The sequence below is a fragment of the Thalassospira sp. CH_XMU1420-2 genome (assembly GCF_037029325.1).
Lineage (GTDB): Bacteria > Pseudomonadota > Alphaproteobacteria > Rhodospirillales > Thalassospiraceae > Thalassospira > Thalassospira povalilytica.
In genome coordinates this window covers 284,809-304,126 of record NZ_JAYMEG010000006.1, presented here as the reverse complement: position 1 = coordinate 304,126, position 19,318 = coordinate 284,809, and the positions used below count along the sequence as shown (strand labels likewise).

18 protein-coding genes and 1 pseudogene are annotated in these 19,318 nt (G+C 55.3%); 7 read left to right on the top strand and 12 right to left on the bottom strand.

The window, feature by feature from the left end; translation table 11 throughout:
* Positions 1–77: 77 nt before the first annotated feature.
* Together WA429_RS18295 and WA429_RS18290 are read left to right on the top strand one after the other, a co-directional pair.
* Positions 78–233 (top strand): annotated as a pseudogene (locus tag WA429_RS18295) (MOFRL family protein); the annotation flags it as partial.
* Between the two features lie 36 nt (positions 234–269).
* Positions 270–1,352: a tartrate dehydrogenase gene (locus WA429_RS18290; RefSeq protein WP_206926946.1), complete on the top strand. Its 1,083-nt coding sequence runs from the start codon at positions 270–272 to the stop codon at positions 1,350–1,352.
* A 54-nt stretch (positions 1,353–1,406) separates the two neighbouring features.
* On the opposite strand, the gene WA429_RS18285 is transcribed toward WA429_RS18290, so the two are convergent.
* The gene (locus WA429_RS18285) at positions 1,407–2,378 is read right to left on the bottom strand and encodes a LysR family transcriptional regulator (protein WP_287466172.1); all 972 of its coding nucleotides are present in this window, start codon (positions 2,376–2,378) and stop codon (positions 1,407–1,409) included.
* A gap of 113 nt (positions 2,379–2,491) precedes the next feature.
* Here WA429_RS18285 and WA429_RS18280 point away from each other — a divergent pair, with 113 nt between their 5' ends.
* Positions 2,492–3,661 (top strand): mandelate racemase/muconate lactonizing enzyme family protein, encoded by a 1,170-nt coding sequence (locus tag WA429_RS18280; protein ID WP_287466311.1) that lies wholly within the window; start codon positions 2,492–2,494, stop codon positions 3,659–3,661.
* Positions 3,662–3,744: 83 nt separating this feature from the next.
* On the opposite strand, the gene WA429_RS18275 is transcribed toward WA429_RS18280, so the two are convergent.
* The 7 genes from WA429_RS18275 to WA429_RS18245 form a co-directional block, all read right to left on the bottom strand.
* Complete coding sequence (locus tag WA429_RS18275; protein WP_287466173.1) at positions 3,745–4,623, bottom strand: amidohydrolase family protein; 879 nt, start codon at positions 4,621–4,623, stop codon at positions 3,745–3,747.
* 114 nt (positions 4,624–4,737) lie between these two features.
* Complete coding sequence (locus WA429_RS18270) at positions 4,738–5,394, bottom strand: dienelactone hydrolase family protein (RefSeq protein ID WP_287466175.1); 657 nt, start codon at positions 5,392–5,394, stop codon at positions 4,738–4,740.
* Between the two features lie 82 nt (positions 5,395–5,476).
* On the bottom strand, positions 5,477–6,451 hold the full coding sequence (locus tag WA429_RS18265) for a TAXI family TRAP transporter solute-binding subunit (RefSeq protein WP_206926949.1): 975 nt from the start codon (positions 6,449–6,451) through the stop codon (positions 5,477–5,479).
* Between the two features lie 2 nt (positions 6,452–6,453).
* Complete coding sequence (locus tag WA429_RS18260; RefSeq protein ID WP_206926950.1) at positions 6,454–8,397, bottom strand: TRAP transporter permease; 1,944 nt, start codon at positions 8,395–8,397, stop codon at positions 6,454–6,456.
* Between the two features lie 176 nt (positions 8,398–8,573).
* A complete protein-coding gene (locus tag WA429_RS18255) occupies positions 8,574–9,650 on the bottom strand; it encodes a 4-oxalomesaconate tautomerase (RefSeq protein ID WP_206926951.1) in 1,077 nt (358 codons plus the stop codon).
* Positions 9,643–10,317: a 4-carboxy-4-hydroxy-2-oxoadipate aldolase/oxaloacetate decarboxylase gene (locus WA429_RS18250; protein WP_206926952.1), complete on the bottom strand. Its 675-nt coding sequence runs from the start codon at positions 10,315–10,317 to the stop codon at positions 9,643–9,645. Before WA429_RS18250 ends, WA429_RS18255 begins: the two co-directional genes overlap by 8 nt.
* Positions 10,317–11,054 (bottom strand): PIG-L deacetylase family protein, encoded by a 738-nt coding sequence (locus WA429_RS18245; protein ID WP_068519465.1) that lies wholly within the window; start codon positions 11,052–11,054, stop codon positions 10,317–10,319. Before WA429_RS18245 ends, WA429_RS18250 begins: the two co-directional genes overlap by 1 nt.
* Positions 11,055–11,190: 136 nt before the next feature.
* On the opposite strand from WA429_RS18245, the gene WA429_RS18240 reads away from it, so the two are divergent.
* Positions 11,191–12,414 carry a LysR family transcriptional regulator gene (locus tag WA429_RS18240; RefSeq protein ID WP_287466176.1) on the top strand — a complete coding sequence of 408 codons (1,224 nt, stop codon included), beginning with the start codon at positions 11,191–11,193 and terminating at the stop codon, positions 12,412–12,414.
* Positions 12,415–12,579: 165 nt separating this feature from the next.
* The gene (locus tag WA429_RS18235; protein ID WP_287466177.1) at positions 12,580–13,473 is read left to right on the top strand and encodes an NAD(P)-dependent oxidoreductase; all 894 of its coding nucleotides are present in this window, start codon (positions 12,580–12,582) and stop codon (positions 13,471–13,473) included.
* 103 nt (positions 13,474–13,576) lie between these two features.
* Here WA429_RS18235 and WA429_RS18230 read toward each other — a convergent pair whose 3' ends face one another.
* The 4 genes from WA429_RS18230 to WA429_RS18215 are packed head-to-tail and all read right to left on the bottom strand — an operon-like array spanning position 13,577 to position 17,421.
* On the bottom strand, positions 13,577–14,539 hold the full coding sequence (locus tag WA429_RS18230; RefSeq protein ID WP_287466178.1) for a catechol 2,3-dioxygenase: 963 nt from the start codon (positions 14,537–14,539) through the stop codon (positions 13,577–13,579).
* 40 nt (positions 14,540–14,579) lie between these two features.
* Positions 14,580–15,866, bottom strand: a complete 1,287-nt coding sequence (locus tag WA429_RS18225) for a TRAP transporter large permease (protein ID WP_206926955.1) — start codon at positions 15,864–15,866, stop codon at positions 14,580–14,582.
* Positions 15,863–16,408, bottom strand: coding sequence for a TRAP transporter small permease (locus tag WA429_RS18220; RefSeq protein ID WP_287466180.1), 546 nt, complete (start codon positions 16,406–16,408; stop codon positions 15,863–15,865). The genes WA429_RS18225 and WA429_RS18220 overlap by 4 nt, the downstream gene beginning before the upstream one ends.
* Entirely contained in the window at positions 16,399–17,421 is a 1,023-nt protein-coding gene (locus tag WA429_RS18215) for a TRAP transporter substrate-binding protein (protein WP_287466181.1), read from the bottom strand. The genes WA429_RS18220 and WA429_RS18215 overlap by 10 nt, the downstream gene beginning before the upstream one ends.
* 510 nt (positions 17,422–17,931) lie before the next feature.
* Here WA429_RS18215 and WA429_RS18210 point away from each other — a divergent pair.
* Positions 17,932–18,870: a 2-hydroxyacid dehydrogenase gene (locus WA429_RS18210; RefSeq protein WP_287466182.1), complete on the top strand. Its 939-nt coding sequence runs from the start codon at positions 17,932–17,934 to the stop codon at positions 18,868–18,870.
* 77 nt (positions 18,871–18,947) lie between these two features.
* Positions 18,948–19,313, top strand: coding sequence for a winged helix-turn-helix domain-containing protein (locus tag WA429_RS18205; RefSeq protein ID WP_287466183.1), 366 nt, complete (start codon positions 18,948–18,950; stop codon positions 19,311–19,313).
* The last annotated feature ends 5 nt before the right edge of the window (positions 19,314–19,318 follow it).

Here is a 19,318-nt window from a genome sequence, read left to right as displayed (position 1 = left end):
GCGATAAAATCACTTAATCTGAGCCGGAAAAGCGCGATAAGTGCAAGTTTGACGGATTATAAGTGCAATCCTCTATAGATACCCTTGATCGCGCAATTGGTGCCGGGATCAAGACGCAAGAATATCTTGCAAACAATGACGGACACAGTTTCTTTGAGCGGCTTGGCGATGCGGTGATTACCGGGCCGACTTTGACGAATGTGAATGATTTTCGTGCAATATTGATTAATTGATATCTGAATTAGTCCCACAAGGAGGAAATGGCTGAAATGGCTGGTAAACAACATAAGATCGCGGTGATCGCCGGGGACGGCATTGGCACAGAAGTCATGCCCGAAGGTGTTCGCGTCCTTGAAGCAGCCGCCGAGGTCTATGGGATCGATCTTGCGTTTGATACGTTCGAATTCGGGTCCTGCGACTATTATCTCAAACATGGCCAGATGATGCCCGATGACTGGAAGGCACAGATCGGTAATCACGATGCCATTTTCTTTGGTGCGGTTGGTTGGCCCGATACGGTGCCCGATCATATTTCGCTGTGGGGATCGCTGATCCAGTTCCGGCGCGATTTTGACCAGTATGTCAGCCTGCGCCCGGCAAAACTGATGCCCGGTGTGCCATCACCCCTTGCCGGTCGCAAGCCGGGCGACATTGATTTCTATGTGGTTCGTGAAAATACCGAAGGCGAATATTCGTCGGTTGGCGGGAAAATGTATCCCGGCACGGATCGCGAGATCGTTATTCAGGAAACCGTCATGTCGCGGGTCGGTGTTGACCGTATCCTGAAATATGCGTTCGAACTGGCCCAAAAACGCCCGCGCAAACATCTGACATCGGCGACCAAATCCAACGGCATTTCGATCACCATGCCTTATTGGGATGAACGTGTTCTGGAAATGGCAAAGTCCTATCCGGATGTGACCTGGGACAAATATCACATCGATATTCTGACCGCACAGTTCGTCATGAACCCGGATCGCTTTGACGTCGTGGTCGCATCGAACCTGTTTGGCGACATCCTGTCCGATCTTGGTCCGGCCTGCACCGGGACCATCGGTATTGCGCCGTCGGGCAACATCAACCCGGAACGCAAATTCCCGTCGCTGTTCGAACCGGTGCATGGTTCTGCCCCGGATATCGCCGGCAAGGGCATTGCCAACCCGATCGGCCAGATCTGGTCAGGTGCGATGATGCTTGATCATTTGGGCCATACCGATGCCCATGACGGCATCATGCGCGCGATTGAAAAGGTCCTGTTGTCGACCGAATTGCGGACGGCCGATCTTGGCGGTACGGCAAATACGGTCACCTGTGGCAAGGCAATTGCCGATGCGGTTCGCGAACAAGGCTAACCTCCCCAAGAAACGATAAGAACAGTTTCCCTTATGTCCTGACCCGATCACGGCTTATTGCGGTGATCGGGTTTCTTTATGGTCGGTGACATGGGCCCACAACCGTTCGGCAAGCGCACTTCGGCGATGGCGCGGACGGGTAATGCGGATTTCAAGCGGGATCGACGGGGTCGGGTTTGTGCCCGTGTTCGTGCCCGCGCCAGATGGCTCAAATGACTCGGATATCTCGAAGGGCTGTAGCTGTCCTGTTTCAAGATCACGCGCGATCAAGCTTTCCGGAAGCCATGCGAAGCCGGCACCGTTTCTGACCATCGAATGCAATGTCGCCGCCAGATGGGATGTGAAATTGGCGGTGCCTTGTGGTGCGATTTCGCCGTTTTGATCGCTGGCGGCAATGATCCGGCCAAGTCCGGATTCCATGCTATAGGCCAGATAGGGCACGGGCGTCCTTGTTGCGTGCGCGCTTGCGGCAAGTGATGGACTGATCACGGCCATCAGCCTGTCACGCCCGATCACACAGCTTTGAAACAGCGATGGCTGCAAACCATCGGGCGTATTGGAGACATCGGGGCCATCCGGCCGGGCATGGGCAATCAGAAAATCTGTCTCACCCTTGAGCATGCGGCTTTCACAGGCCTGCATGCTGTCTGACACCAGATTAAGCGGGCCCAGTGCGATGTCTTCATTCTGGCGGCGCAGCCATTCCGGGATGAAGGTAAAGGACAGCGCATGGGTTGCTGCAATATTCAGCGACGCACTGGCTGTTTTCGCAAGTTCGGCGGCCTCTCGCTTGGCCTGTGTCAGGGAAAAGCAGATTGCCCGTGCATGGGACAGGAAATGTTCCCCGGACGGGGTCAGGGAAACAGAATGCGTGGTGCGTTCAACCAGGGGCGCTCCGACCCAGGTTTCAAGTGCCCGGATACGGCGGCTGAATGCCGGTTGGGTGATGTTTCTGATTTCGGCTGCGCGTGAAAAATTAAGCGTCTCACACAATGCGATGAAATCTTCAAGCCAGCGCAATTCCATTCTGGTTATGCCAAATCTGTATAAACATAGACCCAGTTCACATTGGATGCATGGGCTTTACAAGCCCTAATATGTGGTCATTCATCACATTTACCGACGCCCATTAAAGAGAGCTGGTCATGCAAATCGTCGATATCGTCGAAGTTACAAAACCCATCGCATCCCCGATCCGCAATGCTTATATCGATTTTTCGAAAATGACGGCCAGCTTGGTGGCGGTTGTCACCGATCAGGTGCGGGATGGCCGCCGGGTGGTCGGATATGGTTTTAATTCCAATGGGCGTTACGGGCAGGGCGGGCTGATCCGTGAACGGTTCCGGGATCGCGTATTGTCGGCCGATCCGAAAAGCCTGATCAATGAAGCGGGCGATAACCTTGATCCGCATCGCATCTGGGCGGCGATGATGCAAAATGAAAAGCCCGGCGGGCATGGCGAACGATCGGTTGCGGTCGGGACCATGGATATGGCGGTCTGGGATGCGGTGGCGAAAATCGCCGGAAAACCGCTTTTCCGTCTGCTTGCCGAAACATACGGGGTCGAAGCCGATCCCAGGGTCTTTGTTTATGCCGCGGGCGGTTATTACTATCCGGGCAAGGATCTTTCGGCATTGCGTGCGGAAATGCGCGGATACCTTAATCGCGGCTATACGGTTGTTAAAATGAAGATCGGCGGGGCATCGATTGACGAAGACCGCCGCCGGATCGAAGCTGTTCTGGAAGAAATCGGTAACGAGGCCCAGCTTGCGGTCGATGCCAATGGTCGCTTTGATCTGGAAACCGCAATTGCCTATGCCAAGATGCTGCGCGAATATCCGCTGTTCTGGTACGAGGAAGCAGGCGATCCGCTGGATTATCAGCTTCAGGCTGCCCTTGCCGATTTTTATCCGGGCCCGATGGCAACAGGGGAAAACCTGTTTTCCCATCAGGATGCCAGAAACCTGTTGCGTCATGGCGGCATGCGCCCGGATCGGGATTGGTTGCAGTTTGACTGTGCGCTTTCATACGGGCTTGTTGAATATCTGCGCACGCTCGACGTCCTTAAGGTTCACGGCTGGTCGCCGAAACGCTGCATTCCGCATGGCGGGCATCAGATGTCGCTTAATATCGCAGCCGGTCTGGGACTTGGTGGCAATGAAAGCTATCCCGATCTGTTCCAGCCTTATGGCGGTTTCCCTGATAGCGTAAAGGTCGAACAGGGCTATATCACCATGCCGGAACTGCCCGGCATCGGGTTTGAAGGCAAATCCGATCTGATTTCGGTGATGCGCGAGCTGGCCGAATAACGGGCCCCATAAACAAACACCCGACAATCGCGCACATGGTGTTGCGGTTGTCGGGTGTTTGCATTTGATCCGGGCGGACGGCGTTATTTCGGATCGTAAAGACGGGTCGGATTGTCGATCAAAAGGGCGCGTTGCTGTTCGGGTTTGGGGGCAACGCGTGCAATATGGTCAACCAGTTTGCCATCGTCTGGCACGTGGCTTTTCATGTTGGGATGTGGCCAGTCCGTGCCCCAGATCACGCGATCGGGAATGTCTTCGACGATCGCCTTGCCAAAGGCCACCACATCGTCATAGGGCGGGCCAGCAACCGTCAGGCGTTCCGGGCAGGTGACCTTGACCCAGATATGGTCATTTTCGCGCACCAGTTTGCGGAAACGCTTAAAGTCCGGGTGATCAACGCCCTTGGTCACATCAGGGCGGCCCAGATGATCAATCACCACCGTTACCGGCATATCAATCAGGAACTGCTCAAGCCCCGGCAGGTCGACGGCTTCGAAATAGACAACTATGTGCCAGCCATAAGGTTTGATCTTTTCAACGATCTTGAGGAAATGGTCGCGCGGCGTATCATCAACCAGTCGTTTGACAAAATTGAACCGCACCCCCCGCACGCCAGCCGCATCAAGTTCATCAAGATGTTCCTTGCTGACATCCGGGCGGACGGTGGCAATGCCGCGATAGCGACCATTTGATGCCAGAAGTGCATCGACAAGCGCGCGGTTATCCGCACCATGACAGGTCGCCTGAACGATGACGGATCGATCAACGCCCAGATATTTGTGCAGCTCAAACAGTTTGTCCTTGCCGGCATCGACCGGGGTGTATTTCCGTTCCGGTGCAAACGGAAAATCTGCCTCTGGCCCGAAGACATGGCAATGGGCATCCCAGGTTCCTTCGGGCAGGGTGAATTTCGGTTTGGACGGGTTGGGATGGAAGGGCAGATAATCTGGCGATGGGGGCATGGGTATCCTCGTAAATATCGTCAGGCGCCCGGCAGGCAGCGCCACATTGGGCGGCCGTGCTAGGGCGCAGGATCAAGGCAAGTGGTGGTAAAGCCAAAACTTGGTCGGGCCGGATCACCCGACATGTTTTGCAAGGAATTCGGCCGTGCGGGCATGTGCCACATCTGCTGCATCCGCGACATAGGACGGGCGCGCATCATTGGCAAAGGCATGACCGGCGTCATACATGTGAATTTCCATATCCGGCAAATAGGCCTTGGCCTGATCAAGCATTTCGGCGGGAACATGGTCATCCTTGCTGCCGAAATGGCCAAGGAATGCAGCCTTGAGCGGGCGGTCAAGATATTGCGGCAAACGCGTGCCGTAAAACGCAACACCTGCCGCAATATCAAGATCCTGTGCCGCGCGCAGGGCCAGTCCGCCACCCCAGCAAAAACCGATCACACCGACTTTGCCCCCATTGGCAGCAAGTGCTTTGACCGCGGCATCGATATCGGCAACGGTTTTCTCAAGATCCGATGCCAGCATCATGTCGCGGCCACGGGGGGCCTGATCAAACGGAACTACCGCATCGCGTTCCTGACGGTCAAACAGGGCCGGGATCGCAACTTCATAGCCAAGGGCTGCATATTTGGCCGCAACTCCTTTGAGCTGGTCGGTCACGCCGAAGATTTCCTGAAGGATAACAATCCCGCCGCGACGTTCGCCAACGGCCGGTTCAAACCAGCAATTCAGCGAATGGCCATCCGATGCGGTAATGGTCTTCATCATGTCATGTGTTCCTGTTGTCTTGTGCCTGTGATGGTCAATGCGTTACCGGCAAATCAGACCGGTAACGCATGATAGATCGCGGTTATTTTCCGACCGAAATGCCGGCTTCTTCATAATATTTGATCGCGCCCGGGTGATAGGGCATCAGGTTTTTCGGGGCCATCTTTTCTGGCTGGGCACGGGCAAAGGCACCAAAGGTTGCCTTAAGCGCATCACGTCCTTCGGCGATTGCCTTGGTCAATTTGTAAACCAGATCGTCGCTGACATCTGCATTGGTCATCAGAACCCACGGGATCTGCATCAGGTTGACGTCATAGTTCTGAAGGCCATTGATCTTTTCGTTCTGTTTCATCGAAACGATATCGCCGGCGGGCAAAAAGCCCTTGAACAGTGACGTGCCGATCACGGAATTATCCAGCGAGATATAGCAAAGACCGCCACGGTCCTGAAGTTTCACGCTGGCCTGCTGACCGGCACCGGCATTCAGACTGACAAGTGCGATATCCACCAGACCGTCACCAAGGGCGTTTATCCCGGCAACAAAATTGGCAACCGGAACCATCTGGAAATCTTCGTATTTCAGGCCGGCATTGGCAAGGCCACCCATGATGTAATAGGGGATGATGGTCGATGACGTATATTCCGAGGCAATGCGAAGCTCGGATGCCCGCTCCTTAAGGTCATCAACCGATTTAAGGTTGAGATCACAAGGCGCCATCAGGCCGGTGGTCAGCGGGAACATCGTTCCGACCAGACGCATATTGCCATTGGCGCGGTCATAGTTGCCGGTCCCGGAATAGGCATATTCCGCTTCGACACCGTTGGAGAAACCGAAATCAACCTCGCCCGAATTGATCAGCGGCAAATACCCGACCAGCGGCTGGGTCCGCGCGATGATGCCCGCATCATTGGCGACTTTGGCAACGGCCTGACCGGAATTATAGGCAAGTGATCCTTGTGCGCCGGTGGCGACCGTGACGACCTGGGCGGATGCGGCACTTGCACTGATTGCAAGGCCAATCAGCCCGGCAGACAATGCCTTGGTAAGTTTGTTCATTTTCAGTTTCCTCCTGATTTCACTTCGTTCTTTTGGTGTGTTCCCTGAAACCGCAGGCCGACAGCCAGCAAAATGGCTGCGATTGCGGCGATGATGTGAAGTTGAATGCTGAATGCAGCGGGCAGGAAGCCCAGCGGCAAGGCGGCAAAGCCAAGAATGGTAAAGGCGATGCGCAACACCGGCCCAAGACCACGCGACCAATACCCGACAATCCCGGCGGTTACGGCAATCACCCCGATGATCGCAAGACCAAGATTAAGGGCAATATCGATCCAGCTTCCCTGCATCAGGATTGCCGGGGTTTCGACAAAGATGAAGGGCAGGATAAAGGCCGCCCAGCCAATGCGCATGGACGCAATCCCGGTGGCCAGTGGGTCATCCTCGGTGATTGTTGCTGCGGCAAAGGCGGCAAGGGCGACCGGCGGGGTAATCATCGACATCATCCCGAAATACAGGATGAACAGATGTGCCGCGATCGGATCAATCCCGGCTTCGACCAGGGATGGTGCAACCAGTGCAGCCAGCAGGACGTAAACGCCCGATGTCGGCATGCCCATGCCAAGGATCACACAAATCACTGCCGATACGGCAAGCAGCAAGAAGGCGTTTGATCCAACCGCATCGACCAGAACCAGTGTCAGGGCAAAGCCAAGCCCGGTGATGTTGAGAATACCGATCACGAACCCGGCCGCCGCCACCACAAGGATCAGGTCAACCATCCCGGTTCCCGTTTCAACAAAGGTCCGGCCCAGCATTCGGGGTGTCAGTCGATATCCGCGATACCCGCGCACGAAACCGACAATGACAATCGCAACCGCCGCCAGAAGGGCGGAATCCTCGGGATCCATTCGCCACCAGAACAGGGCAGCCAGAAGGACAGCAAACGGGATGATAAAGTGCCAGCCTTCTTTAAGAACCTCGCGAACCGTCATGGTGTCCGTATCGGCAGGCTGAATATTATCGCGTCCGGCAATCAGGTCGACCTGGGTGAAGACGCTCAGATAATAAAGGATGGCCGGAATAAGTGCGGCGCCCGCGACCGTGAAATAGGAAATATCAAGGAACTCGGCCATCAAAAAGGCCGCCGCCCCCATGATTGGCGGGGTAAGCTGCCCGCCGGTTGACGCCACGGCTTCAATCGCACCGGCATCGCGTTTGGTATAGCCGCCGCGCTGCATCAGCGGGATGGTCACCACCCCGGTGGTGACGACGTTCGATACCGCGCTGCCCGAAATAGATCCGAATAATGCCGATCCAACAACCGAGATTTTGGCACTGCCACCGCGTGATCGACCGGTGGCCGCCATGGCAAGATCGGTAAAGAAGTTCCCGCCACCCGCAGCAAACAGCAATTTGCCAAAAAAGACGAACAGCATGACGATAATCGTGCCGACCGCAAGCGGGGTGGAAAACACTGCATTCGGGTCAAAGCCGATATACTGGACCATCCGTTCAATGGTCAGTGCCTTGCCGATCAACTGACCGGGCACCTTGTCGGCGAACAGCGAATAGACCATGAAAACAAGGACGATGGCAAAAAGCATCCAGCCGGTCCGCCGACGGATCCCTTCGACCACACCAAGCGTTACCACTGCACCAATCAGGGTAATCTGCCAGGGACGATAAGCCTGTTCTTGCAGCAGCCAGACAAAATCAAGTGCTGCATACATCAGAACCGCAAATATGATCGCCGCAACCGTGCCGTGGAACCAGCCGATGGTTTGCTTTTCCTCGCCGCGGAAATTGAACTTCAGATAGGCGATGGTCAAAGCCATGCCGAGCTGGAAGGCCATATATTGTTGTGGCAAGACAGCAAAGCCCAAGCGGATCGGTGCTTCAAGATTCCAAAGAATACAGGCAACCACCATGCTTGATGCCAGCACCGTAATCAGATGATTGCGCAGGGATGCCGAATTGATCATGGCCGTGCCCCCGTTTTTGCGCATATCGGCACGACCCCGGCGTGATTCGGGATCAAAAGGCAATGGATCGTCGCCAGACGCGCATCGGAAAACAATGCGCTGGTGTGTTTTGCCACACGCGGGTTCCGCGTCATGGGCTTCCTCCTACTTCCTTGTTTATTCTTGTTATTATTGTTTTTGTTTTTGGCGGGGCATCGTCATCAATCGATGAAAACGGTCCCGTCAAACAGTTTGCGTGCGGTGCGCAGCAGGCCGGCCTTTTCGACCGCACCGTCTTTGGTCTTTTCGATGATCACGCTCATTTCGCCGGACGGGTGTTCGACCGAAATCGTGCTGAGATCGGCGATATTGCCAACAGCAACGCTTGCGGCCGGTGATTCCGACAGCAGACAGGCCGTTGCCACACTGACCGCGCCCAATACCCCGATCGAGGCATGGCAACGATGCGGGATGAAGGTCCGTGTGGAAATGGCGCCGCCATTTCTGGCGGGCGAAACCATGGTCATTTTGGGAACGGATGCGTCGCTGACATCGCCAAGATTCATCAACGGTCCGCATTTCAGGCGGATGCTTTCAAGTTTGGTGCGAAGGGCAGCATTGCCTTCCAGGTCTTCCCGGTTTTCTTGCCCGGTAATTCCCATGTCGGACGCACGCAGGACAACAACCGGCATACCGTTGTCGATCATGGTGACGGGAACGCCGTCGATCACATCAACTTCGTTTCCGGTCGGAAGCAACGCACCACAGGTCGTTCCGGCAGTGTCACTGAACAAAAGCGGGATCGGTGCAGATGTGCCGGGAACGCCGTCAATGCGGGCATCCCCGCCATAAACCGGTTTGCCATTTGGCGTTTCGATGGTTGCGGTTGCCGTCTGTCCGGTGTTCTCCATGAAGATGGAAACTTTGGTTTGCCCGGATGTGGCCGCAACCAGTCCCCGTTCAATGGCAAACGGCCCAACCCCGGCAAGGATATTGCCGCAATTCTGTTGATCGGTCACAACGGCGCGATCAACAAAAACCTGCAAGAACAGATAATCGACATCAATGCCCGGACGGTCGGATTTTTTGACAATGGCAACTTTCGAGGTCAGGGGGTCTGCACCCCCCATCCCGTCAATTTGTTTGGCATCGGGCGATCCCATGACACGCAGCAAAACCGCGTCGCGTTCTGCAATGTCATTTGGCAGATCTTCTGCCAGGAAATAGCCGCCCTTTGACGTGCCGCCACGCATCCACATGCAGCGGATGCCGCCGGTTTGCTTGATCCCCCTAGACATATTTCAGGCCTTTTTCAGCCAGACGCGGGCGCATGTCATAAATATCCAGACCCGATTCCCCGGCCATCAGGCGGGCACGTGTCTTGGCTTCTTTTTCTTCGCGTGCGACCGACTGTTTCAGGACATTTTCGGCATTGGCATTGGGGACGACGCAAACACCGTCATCATCGGCGACAATGACATCGCCGGGATTTACCAGGGCACCTGCAATCGTCACCGGCACATTGACCGAACCAACCGTTTCCTTGACCGTGCCCTGTGCCGAAATGGCCTTGGACCAGACCGGGAATTTGATTTCGGTAAGGTCAAGCACATCACGCACACCGGCCTCGATGATCAGGCCGCGGACCTTGCGATGCATCAGCGACCGGGCGAGAAGTTCGCCAAAATACCCGGCATCACAGGGCGAGGTCGGTGATACGACCAGAATGTCGCCTTCCTGACACTGTTCAACCGCAACATGGATCATCCAGTTATCGGCCGGTGCGATGGAAACCGTTACGGCATTTCCGGCAATGCGTGCGCCCGGATAGATCGGGCGCATATGCGACTGCAAAAGCCCGGTACGGCCCTGAGCTTCGTGAACGGTGGCAACGCCACATTTACCCAGACCGTCCACAATCGAAAGATCGGTACGGGTAATATTCTGAACAACGACGCCACCCATTACAGTTCATCCACGGTGCGCGGATAGACCGACTGGAAACCTTCGGCATATCTCGCGTTACGACCACCGGCCTGACCGCCCGAATTGCGGCGGAAATGGTTGCCGCGGTTTTCAGCAACATTTTCATAATAGTGCCAAAGATGTTCCTGGCCTTCCATGCACTGGATCGCCGCCCATTTCTGATCCCAGACATCGGTAATATCGAGGAAATGGTCAGGCTTCCATTCCATCTGTTCGGTCTGGTGGGGTTCAAACAGATAAAGCTGCGGCGCACCCAGAACCTTTTCACCCGGGTTGTGGCCCCAGGCCTGCGCGATCATGCGGCATTCAATCGCCACACGCGTCGCATAGGAATGGTCGGTATTGTAATTGTCGACAAAGCTGTGGCTCAGCATGAATTTCGGCTGAACAGCACGAATGGTGTCGACCAGTTCGAATTTCTGATCACGGGAAAGTTCAAGCGGGTAATCACCGACATCCATGAACTTGATGTCATGAACGTTAAGCGCCTTGGCAGCGTTTTCGGCTTCCTTGCGACGTTCGGTTTTGACCCGCTCCATCGTGCAGCCTTCCTGCTTCCAAAGCTTGGCGGATTCACCGCGTTCGCCATAAGAAAGGCAAACGACCGTGACGTCGTAACCCTTCTTGGCATGCAGCGCGATCGCGCCGCCGCAGCGCCAGACAAAATCCGCAGAATGCGCACTGATGACCAGTGCGGTCGGTTTGGTGGTGGTCACGTTTCTGACTCCCTAGCTTGGTTTGGTTTTGTGAAATCATGCTAGGTGCCAAGCCGCGTTAGGTGAAATAGAACCAATGGTATTTGCTATAAGTTCTTTCTATAATGTGTGCGCGATCACAGGGAGAACGTCCTTAATGAGCCTGCAAAATCCGAACCTTAAACATCTGCGTGCCTGTCTTGCAGTGGCCCGCCGCCAAAGCATCAGTGCCGCTGCCGAAGACGTTTACATGTCCCAGCCCGCCGTGACGCAGGCGGTGGCAAAAGTCGAACGTCTTCTGGGGGTGGAACTGTTTGATCGCAGGCCCGAAGGTGTGTTTGTGACCGAACCGGGAAAGATATTTGTTCGTCGTGTTGAACGTTTGCAGGATTACCTTGTTCAGGCGACCGCCGAGATCATGCGCATCGGGCGGCGCAATCGCGGTCATCAGGTCAAATTGCATCAACTGGTCACCGGCGTGCAATTGCGCGCATTGATCGCCATTTCCGAGGCGGGCAGTTTCAGTCTGGCGGCACGCAATGTCGGTGTGTCGCAGCCGTCCTTGCACCGGGCCGCGCGTGAACTTGAACAGCTTTGTGCCGTGCCGCTGTTTGAAAAGGCCAGTACCGGCATCCTTTTGACCAAACAGGCCGAAACATTCGTGATGTTTGCCAAACTGGCACTGGTCGAACTGGGGCAGGCCGAAGACGAAATTGCATCCTGGAAGGGCGGGCGCGGTGGCCGCATCGTGATTGGCAGCATGCCGCTTGCGCGTAGTGCGATCCTGCCCAATGCGATCAATGCCATCATGGAAGAATTCCCCGATACCCGATTGCGGGTGGTCGACGGACCTTATCAGGATTTGTTATTCGGGTTGCGGCACGGTGACATCGATCTTCTGATCGGTGCCCTTCGCGATCCGGTGCCGGTCGATGATGTGGTTCAGCACAAATTGTTTGATGATCCATTGGCAATTGTCGGGCGGGTTCATCATCCGTTGCTTCGCCAGAAAAAGCTGACACCAGCCGATCTTGCGGCGTATGGCTGGGCGGTGCCGTTACGGGGGGCTCCGACCCGGGATTATTTCGAAACCATGTTCCCGGTTGAGGGTGGCCTGCGCCCGCAAAGCATCGTTGAAACCGGGTCATTGATCCTGATCCGGCGGATGCTGTCGACCAGTGACAAGCTGACCATCATTTCGCGCCATCAGATCATGCAGGAAGAAAAATACGGTGAACTGACCATGTTGCCGATTGATCTTCCTGATACCGAACGCCCAATCGGGCTTACAGTGCGCAAAGGCTGGTCACCAACATCGATACAGCAAAACCTGATAGAGCGCCTGGAAGCGATCAGCAAAAACATTGCTACTTTGTGGTAGGCACACCTGATCCGGAAAATGGACCTATTTGCAATTTGAATGCCGATTTCGGGCAATCAATTTTCCCTGACAGCCACGAAATGATAGCAGTGAGGCAATGACTTCACATCTGCCGCCTTATGGCGGCCCATCACAACAAAAAATCAGATCGGGAACTTCAAGAACATGACAGTCACCATCAATACCATTGCCTTTCTGGGGTTCGGCGAAGCTGCACAGGCCTTTGTAAAAGGTTGGGGCCATGACATCGTGCCGGTCACGCGGGCTTTTGACATCAAGACAACAAGTGCCGATACCGCCATCCGCGAAGCCAAGAATGCCGATTATGTCGCTGCCGGTGTCACAGGTGCAGTCAGTGGCCAGGTCGCCCTTTCGGGCGCGGAACTTGTTTTCTCGCTGGTGACGGCTGATCAGGCCGCAACGGTTGCCCGTGACGCTGCGGCATCGATTGAACCGGGGGCGTTTTTCTTTGATTGCAATTCATGTGCGCCAGGCACCAAGCGCCGCAATGCCGAACTGATCGAAGCAGCAGGCGGGAAATATGTTGATATGGCGGTGATGGCGCCGGTTTATCCGAAATTGCACAAAACCCCGATCCTGCTAAGCGGTCCGCATGCCGAGGCTGCAAAACCGGTTCTGGAATCTCTTGGCATGGAGCCCGGTATTGCCGGTGACACCGTCGGTGCCGGATCGGCGATCAAGATGGTGCGATCCGTGATGATGAAAGGACTCGAAGCACTGTTCGCCGAATGTGTGTTGGCCGGGCGTCGTGCCGGTGTTGATGAAACCGTGCTGGCATCCCTTGATAAAACCTATCCGGGTTTCGACTTCATGGAAAAGGCCGCCTATATGCTTGAACGGTCCATGACGCATGGCATTCGTCGTGCAGCCGAAATGGAAGAAGTCGCACTGACGGTCGAGGAACTTGGCCTTAATAACGGTATGGCCAAGGCCACTGTCGATTGGCAGCGAACCATTGGTGAATTGAAGCTTGATGCCGGGGATCTTGGTTATCGCGAACGGGCCGATATGATCCTTGAGGCGATGGCAAAGAAGTAAATCCGTTCTGACATTGACCGGAAATGTAAAAGGCAGGGTTCGCACCCTGCCTTTGTCGTATCTGGATGAAGCTTGCAGACTACAGATTACTGATTGCCGATGATTACTCTGCGGCGTCCGGTACCGGCGGGGTGCCATGGGTATGGAAGGACGGAATGGTTTTCAGTCCCCATGCCTGCCCCTTTTTGCGGTCGCTTTCGGTCCAGGTGACGGTTTCCCAATCGGGTTGCAGGATCAAACGTGCCCCGGCGTTGCAAACCTCGACCCGGTTGCCGGCCGGTTCATAGACATACAGGAAGAACGTGCCCTGAACGGCGTGCTTGTGCGGGCCGGTTTCTATGAAAACATTGTTTTCAAGGAAGATGTCGGCCGCGCGCAGGACGTCCTCGCGCTGATCAAGCGCATAGGTCACATGGTGGAAACGGCCCGGTGTGCCGGTCGCATCCTTGGTATAGGCAATGTCGTATGTCTTGTTATTGACCGTAAACCAGCACCCGGCAAGCACGCCGCTATCAAGCATGATCTGTTCGGTCACGCGTGATCCCAGTGCCTTTTGCATGAAGTCACGAATGGCTTCGACATTGGTGGCCAGAAGGTTCAGGTGGTCAATACGGCGCACGGCAACACCACGGCCGTGATAACGTTGTGCAATGTTTTTCAGTGCCGGCTTTTCTGATTCCGGGGCCTGGTATTTGACCGTGTCGTAATAAAGTTCAAACACATGGCCATCCGGATCGGTAAAGCGATACGCCCGTCCATGGCCCATATCGCCATCGACCCAGCCAATACCGCATCCCATTTCCTCGATCACTTTGACGCGGCGCATCAGGGCGGCTTCGGAACTCGCGCGATAGCCGATATGGCCGACGCCGGTGGTGTCGGATTTGGTCAGTTTCAGGCTGTGGAACTCGTAATCGTCCCAGGCGCGCAGATAGACAGAATTTTCATCACGACCGCTTTCGGTCAGACCATAAACATTGACGAAGAAATCCAGGCTTTCTTCGAATTTGTTGGTCAGCAACTCGACATGACCGAGATGGGCAACATCAAAACAGGGTTCAGACATGTCCGTTTCCTTTCAGTATGGGCGTTATCGGATCGCGGCGTTACAGAAGTGCATAAACCAGCGACGGGAAAGCAATCAGCACGGCAAGACGCACGATGTCTGAAATGACAAACGGCATCACGCCACGGAAAATCTGACCAATCGGGATGTCGGGTGCGACCGACTTGATGACAAAGGCATTCATGCCCACAGGCGGTGTGATCAGGCCAAGTTCGACCGTAATCACAGTCAGAATGCCAAACCAGACCGGATCAAAGCCGGCGGCAATGACAATCGGGTAAACCACCGGCACGGTCAAAAGCAGCATGGCAATACTGTCCATGACACAGCCCAGCACGACATAAAGGGCCAGCACACAGAACAGAACCGCATAAGGCGGCATGTCAAGCTGTGCGACCAGTTCGACCAGCGAATGGGAAATGCGCGACACCGACAGGAAATAGCCAAATATTTCCGCCCCGACCAGCATGAAGAAAATCATGATCGACAGGGTCAGGGTTTCGCCAATTGCCTCGATGAACTGCGTACCGGTCATGCCGCGGACAAAGGCAAGGATCATGGTAAAGAACGCCCCGACAGCCGCCGCTTCGGTCGGGGTAAAGAACCCGCCATAAATCCCGCCAATGATAAAGGCAAAGATCACCGCAAAGGGCAAAAGCCCCTTAAGGCCGATAATCTTTTCCATGATTGTTGTCGGCTGGCCGGGTTTGGCAACGTCGGGTTTGAAAAACACAATGGCAGCAATGGTTGCGCAATAGAGCACAAGCCCCAGCAAGCCCGGAATGATCCCGGCCATGAACATCTGGCCAACCGAATGCTCGGTAATCAGCGCATATAGCAAAAGCGCAATTGATGGCGGGATCATGATGCCGAGTGTGCCGCCCGCGGCAAGCGTCCCGGCGGCAAAGGATGGCACATACCCGTTCTTTTTCATTTCGGGCAGGGCAACGCGTGCCATGCTGGCCGCGGTGGCCAGCGACGATCCGGAAATGGCGGAAAACACGCCACAGGACGTGACAGCAGCCAATCCCATGCCGCCGCGCCAGCCGCCAAAGAATGTCTTCGCACCGTTAAACAGTTCGGCCGACATGCGGGCTTTGGAGGCAAAAACACCCAGAAGGATGAACATCGGGACCGGGCTGAAACCATAAGCGGTCAGGGTTTCAAACGGTCCCTTTTCAAGCAGGGCAAAGGCCGGTTTGAATGCGACAATAAAGCCAAAGCCGACAAAGCCGACCGCCGACATCGCCAGTGAAATCGGGCAGCGAAACGCAATCAGCAGCAGCATGACCGCAACGCAGATAAGACCAATCAGGGGCGCGCTCATGGTCGTTTAGCTCCTGAAACAAGATAGTCAATCGCAAGCAGGGTGCAGCGCAGGGCAAGGAACGCCAGCGCGCAGGATGCAAGGCTGTAGACAATGTGAAGGGGGATCAGAAGATCCTGACTGGATTCACCGGACCGTCGCATGCGACCGGCAACTTCGAAAAATCGAACCGTCATGCCAGATGACAGGGCGGCAAAGCCGAACATGTAAACGGCTTCAAGGATCATTTTGGTGCGGCGGCGCAGATTGTCGGTAAACAGATCGACAATCACCTGTCCCTTGTCGACGCCATAGGGAAAGGCCAGAAGAACCATCGCCATCATGCCATAGCTGACCAGTTCGACCGCCCCGGTAAAGGTGACATCAATGCCGCCATTCGTCGCGGCAAAGGTCGTGCGTGCGATGACATCGACAAGCGTGACTGTCATGATAAAGACCAGAAGAACCCCGCTACCGATCCGCATCGCCTTGGCGATGCGGTCGGTCAGGTCAAGAAGGAAGAAAGCCTTGCGGGCAGGCTCTTTGGTCGAGCTTACTTGCATGTCGCGGCAAGTTCCTTGGCGCGGGCATAGACTTTGCGGGCCGGAAGACCGCGGCTCTCAAGATCGGCCAGATAGGTTTCCGTTGCTTTGTCCAGAACCGGCTTCCAGGCCGGGTTGTCAACGCCGCCTTCAACCGTCAGGAAGGTGTGACCGGCATCCTGTGCCTGTTTCAGGCCCTTGGCATCAAGGGCGTCAAACAGGTTCCCGGCCTTTTCCGACCATGCCATGCCCGAATTTTTCGTAATCACGTCCTGAAGATCTTCGGGAAGGTCTTCAAAGCTGTCTTCGTTCATGGTGACAAGGAAGGACAGGGTGTAAAGGTCCCCGACGCTGGTATGGGCCTTGGCCAGTTCATTGAGACGGAATGCCAATGCGCCTTCCCACGGAAGGGCAACACCGTCAATCACCTCAAGCTGCATGGCCTGATAGGATTCCGGGGCCGGCATGCCAAGCGGTTGCGCACCTGCTGCTTCAAGGATATTGGCAACCACAGATGTCGGACGGCGAATACGAAGCCCGGCCAGATCATCCGGGGTGGCAATCAGCTTGTCCCCGGTATGCAAAAGACCCTGACCGTGGGTGAACAGGAACAGGGGCCGGGTACCCTTGTATTCATCGGAAATCAGGCCTTCGTCATACAGGCTCTGGATGATGCAGGAACCATGGGCGGCATTCTTGATCAGGCCCGGAAGCTCCACCACCTGGGTCAGCGGAAAGCGGTTGGCGGTATAGCCCTGAATGGCGGCGGCGACATCGGCAATGCCGTCTTCGACCGCTTCATATTGTGTGGGTGGTGCGGCAAGGGTCGCGGACGGATACATTTCAACTTCGATCCGGCCATCGGATTCCTTGGCGATGGTGTCGGCCCAGACCTGGAACAGGTCCTTTTGCATGCCGGCAACCGGCGGCCATTGATGCGAAAAGCGCAGGGTATAGTCGGCGGCCTGTGCCTGATTGAACGAGACAGCAAGTGCCGATGTCATGACACCGGCAATCAGTAATTTGCGAAACATCATTTTCCTCCCGAGTGTTACGCAACGATTGGGGGCTTTGCATGCCGGGTCCGATGACGGCCCGTGCCACGAAAGCCAATTTGTTTTGTCTAATTGCGTTTGGCGACGTCTTGATCGCCGCAACCATGTTCGTGCTGCTCTGTCCAATGATGTTCAGGGCAGAGGCATAATTTTGGGTACCATTCGGGAGGTGCGCGGGGAAATTGAATGACCGGCAGGTCTATTCAAAATTGTTAATGGATTTCTCGGTGGTGATGAAGTTATCGACAGTTGGACGCCAAGCTATCAAGGGTAGTTGGTCCGAATTCTGCTTGTTCAAGGAACGCAGATTGGGTTGGAACAGCGTCACCTTTTGTGGGCTTCCTTTGTTGAGAGTTGCGATGTTAACGGTTGGCCTATCTTTGCGCTGGCGTTGGCCAAAATCGGCAATTGTTATTTATCTTATCAACTTGTTTTACAAGTTGGCATTGGGTAGTTTTGGTCTTTGTTTGCCCCAATGAAAGTCTGATCATGACCCGGTCTGTTCTTGCGATTACGGATATTCGTCCTGCCTATACCGCGCAGCTTGCCCAGCGATATGACCTTCATCGTTTTGATCAGATCGATGACAAGGCGGCGTTTCTTGATCGAATGGGGGATAAGATAACTGCTGTTGTGACTTCGGCCAGGTTTGGACTGTCTGTCGATCTGATGGACCGGTTGCCAAATCTTGAAGTGATTACAAGTTTCGGGGTCGGCTATGATCAGATTGATCTCGAAGCGTGCCGGGCGCGCGGCATCCGGGTTTCAATTACCCCCGATATTCTGACAGATGATGTTGCCGATACCGCGATCATGTTGATGCATGCGACCTTGCGCAAACTGGTTGCCGGTGATGACTGGGTGCGCAGTGGCAAATGGGCATCGGTCGGGCCGATGGCATTAACCCGTTCAGTGCGGGGCAAGAAACTTGGCATTGTCGGCCTGGGCCGGATCGGTCAGGCGATTGCATCGCGTGCCGTGCCAAGCGGGCTTGAAATCGGTTATTTCGGACGCAATCCAAAGCCGGTCGATTACCGGTTTTTTGATCGTTTGACCGATCTGGCGACATGGGCCGATATCCTGATGCTGTCCTGTCCGGGCGGGCCAGCAACAGAGGGGATCATCAATGCCGATGTGCTGGCGGCATTGGGGGAAAACGGTTTTGTTGTCAATGTGGCGCGCGGTTCTGTCATTGACGAGCCTGCCCTGATCAAGGCCCTTGAAACCGGGCGGATTGCCGGTGCCGGGCTCGATGTTTTTTATAACGAACCAAACATGGACCGGGCTTTTGCCGCGTTCGAAAACGTGGTTCTGTATCCGCATCATGCCAGCGGTACTGTTGAAACCCGAGATGCCATGGCGCAGCTTGTTGTTGATAATCTTGATGCCTGGGATACGCGCGGGGAACTGATCACGCCAGTCGCGTGACCGCGAATGAGACCCGTTGCCAGGCCCCCTGATCTTTGATCTTGGCGGGCAATTGCCGGTAGGGATAATGTAGCGCCATGACAGGCGAAAAACTTACGGTCCGACTGAAAATTGAACTGCCCGACGGTGTTCGGCTTGGCTATGGCAAGGTCGATCTGCTAAGGGCGGTGGATGCGCATCACTCGATTTCGGCAGCGGCGCGGTCGATGGGGATGTCCTATCGCCGGGCGTGGTTGCTGATTGACGAGCTTAATCGCAGCTTTGCGGATCCAGTGATTGAAACAAGCATCGGCGGGCGCGGCCATGGCGGGGCAACTTTGACCGCCACCGGCATGCGGGTGATCGAACTTTACGAAGCAGCCTGCACAAAGGCCCGTGCCGCCCTTGATGGGGAGCTTTGCGAACTTGCAGGCCTGCTTGGCCCGGATATGCCAAATAATTGAATTTC

What these genes read in the sequence shown, in the direction of transcription:
- WA429_RS18235 (WP_287466177.1), top strand. Translation starts at nt 12,580, where the DNA reads ATGACAGTCACCATCAATACCATTGCCTTTCTGGGGTTCGGCGAAGCT.
- WA429_RS18225 (WP_206926955.1), bottom strand. Translation starts at nt 15,866, where the DNA reads ATGAGCGCGCCCCTGATTGGTCTTATCTGCGTTGCGGTCATGCTGCTG.
- WA429_RS18250 (WP_206926952.1), bottom strand. Translation starts at nt 10,317, where the DNA reads ATGGGTGGCGTCGTTGTTCAGAATATTACCCGTACCGATCTTTCGATT.
- WA429_RS18265 (WP_206926949.1), bottom strand. Translation starts at nt 6,451, where the DNA reads ATGAACAAACTTACCAAGGCATTGTCTGCCGGGCTGATTGGCCTTGCA.
- WA429_RS18260 (WP_206926950.1), bottom strand. Translation starts at nt 8,397, where the DNA reads ATGCGCAAAAACGGGGGCACGGCCATGATCAATTCGGCATCCCTGCGC.
- WA429_RS18215 (WP_287466181.1), bottom strand. Translation starts at nt 17,421, where the DNA reads ATGTTTCGCAAATTACTGATTGCCGGTGTCATGACATCGGCACTTGCT.
- WA429_RS18210 (WP_287466182.1), top strand. Translation starts at nt 17,932, where the DNA reads ATGACCCGGTCTGTTCTTGCGATTACGGATATTCGTCCTGCCTATACC.
- WA429_RS18230 (WP_287466178.1), bottom strand. Translation starts at nt 14,539, where the DNA reads ATGTCTGAACCCTGTTTTGATGTTGCCCATCTCGGTCATGTCGAGTTG.
- WA429_RS18290 (WP_206926946.1), top strand. Translation starts at nt 270, where the DNA reads ATGGCTGGTAAACAACATAAGATCGCGGTGATCGCCGGGGACGGCATT.
- WA429_RS18255 (WP_206926951.1), bottom strand. Translation starts at nt 9,650, where the DNA reads ATGTCTAGGGGGATCAAGCAAACCGGCGGCATCCGCTGCATGTGGATG.
- WA429_RS18275 (WP_287466173.1), bottom strand. Translation starts at nt 4,623, where the DNA reads ATGCCCCCATCGCCAGATTATCTGCCCTTCCATCCCAACCCGTCCAAA.
- WA429_RS18285 (WP_287466172.1), bottom strand. Translation starts at nt 2,378, where the DNA reads ATGGAATTGCGCTGGCTTGAAGATTTCATCGCATTGTGTGAGACGCTT.
- WA429_RS18240 (WP_287466176.1), top strand. Translation starts at nt 11,191, where the DNA reads ATGAGCCTGCAAAATCCGAACCTTAAACATCTGCGTGCCTGTCTTGCA.
- WA429_RS18270 (WP_287466175.1), bottom strand. Translation starts at nt 5,394, where the DNA reads ATGATGAAGACCATTACCGCATCGGATGGCCATTCGCTGAATTGCTGG.
- WA429_RS18205 (WP_287466183.1), top strand. Translation starts at nt 18,948, where the DNA reads ATGACAGGCGAAAAACTTACGGTCCGACTGAAAATTGAACTGCCCGAC.
- WA429_RS18220 (WP_287466180.1), bottom strand. Translation starts at nt 16,408, where the DNA reads ATGCAAGTAAGCTCGACCAAAGAGCCTGCCCGCAAGGCTTTCTTCCTT.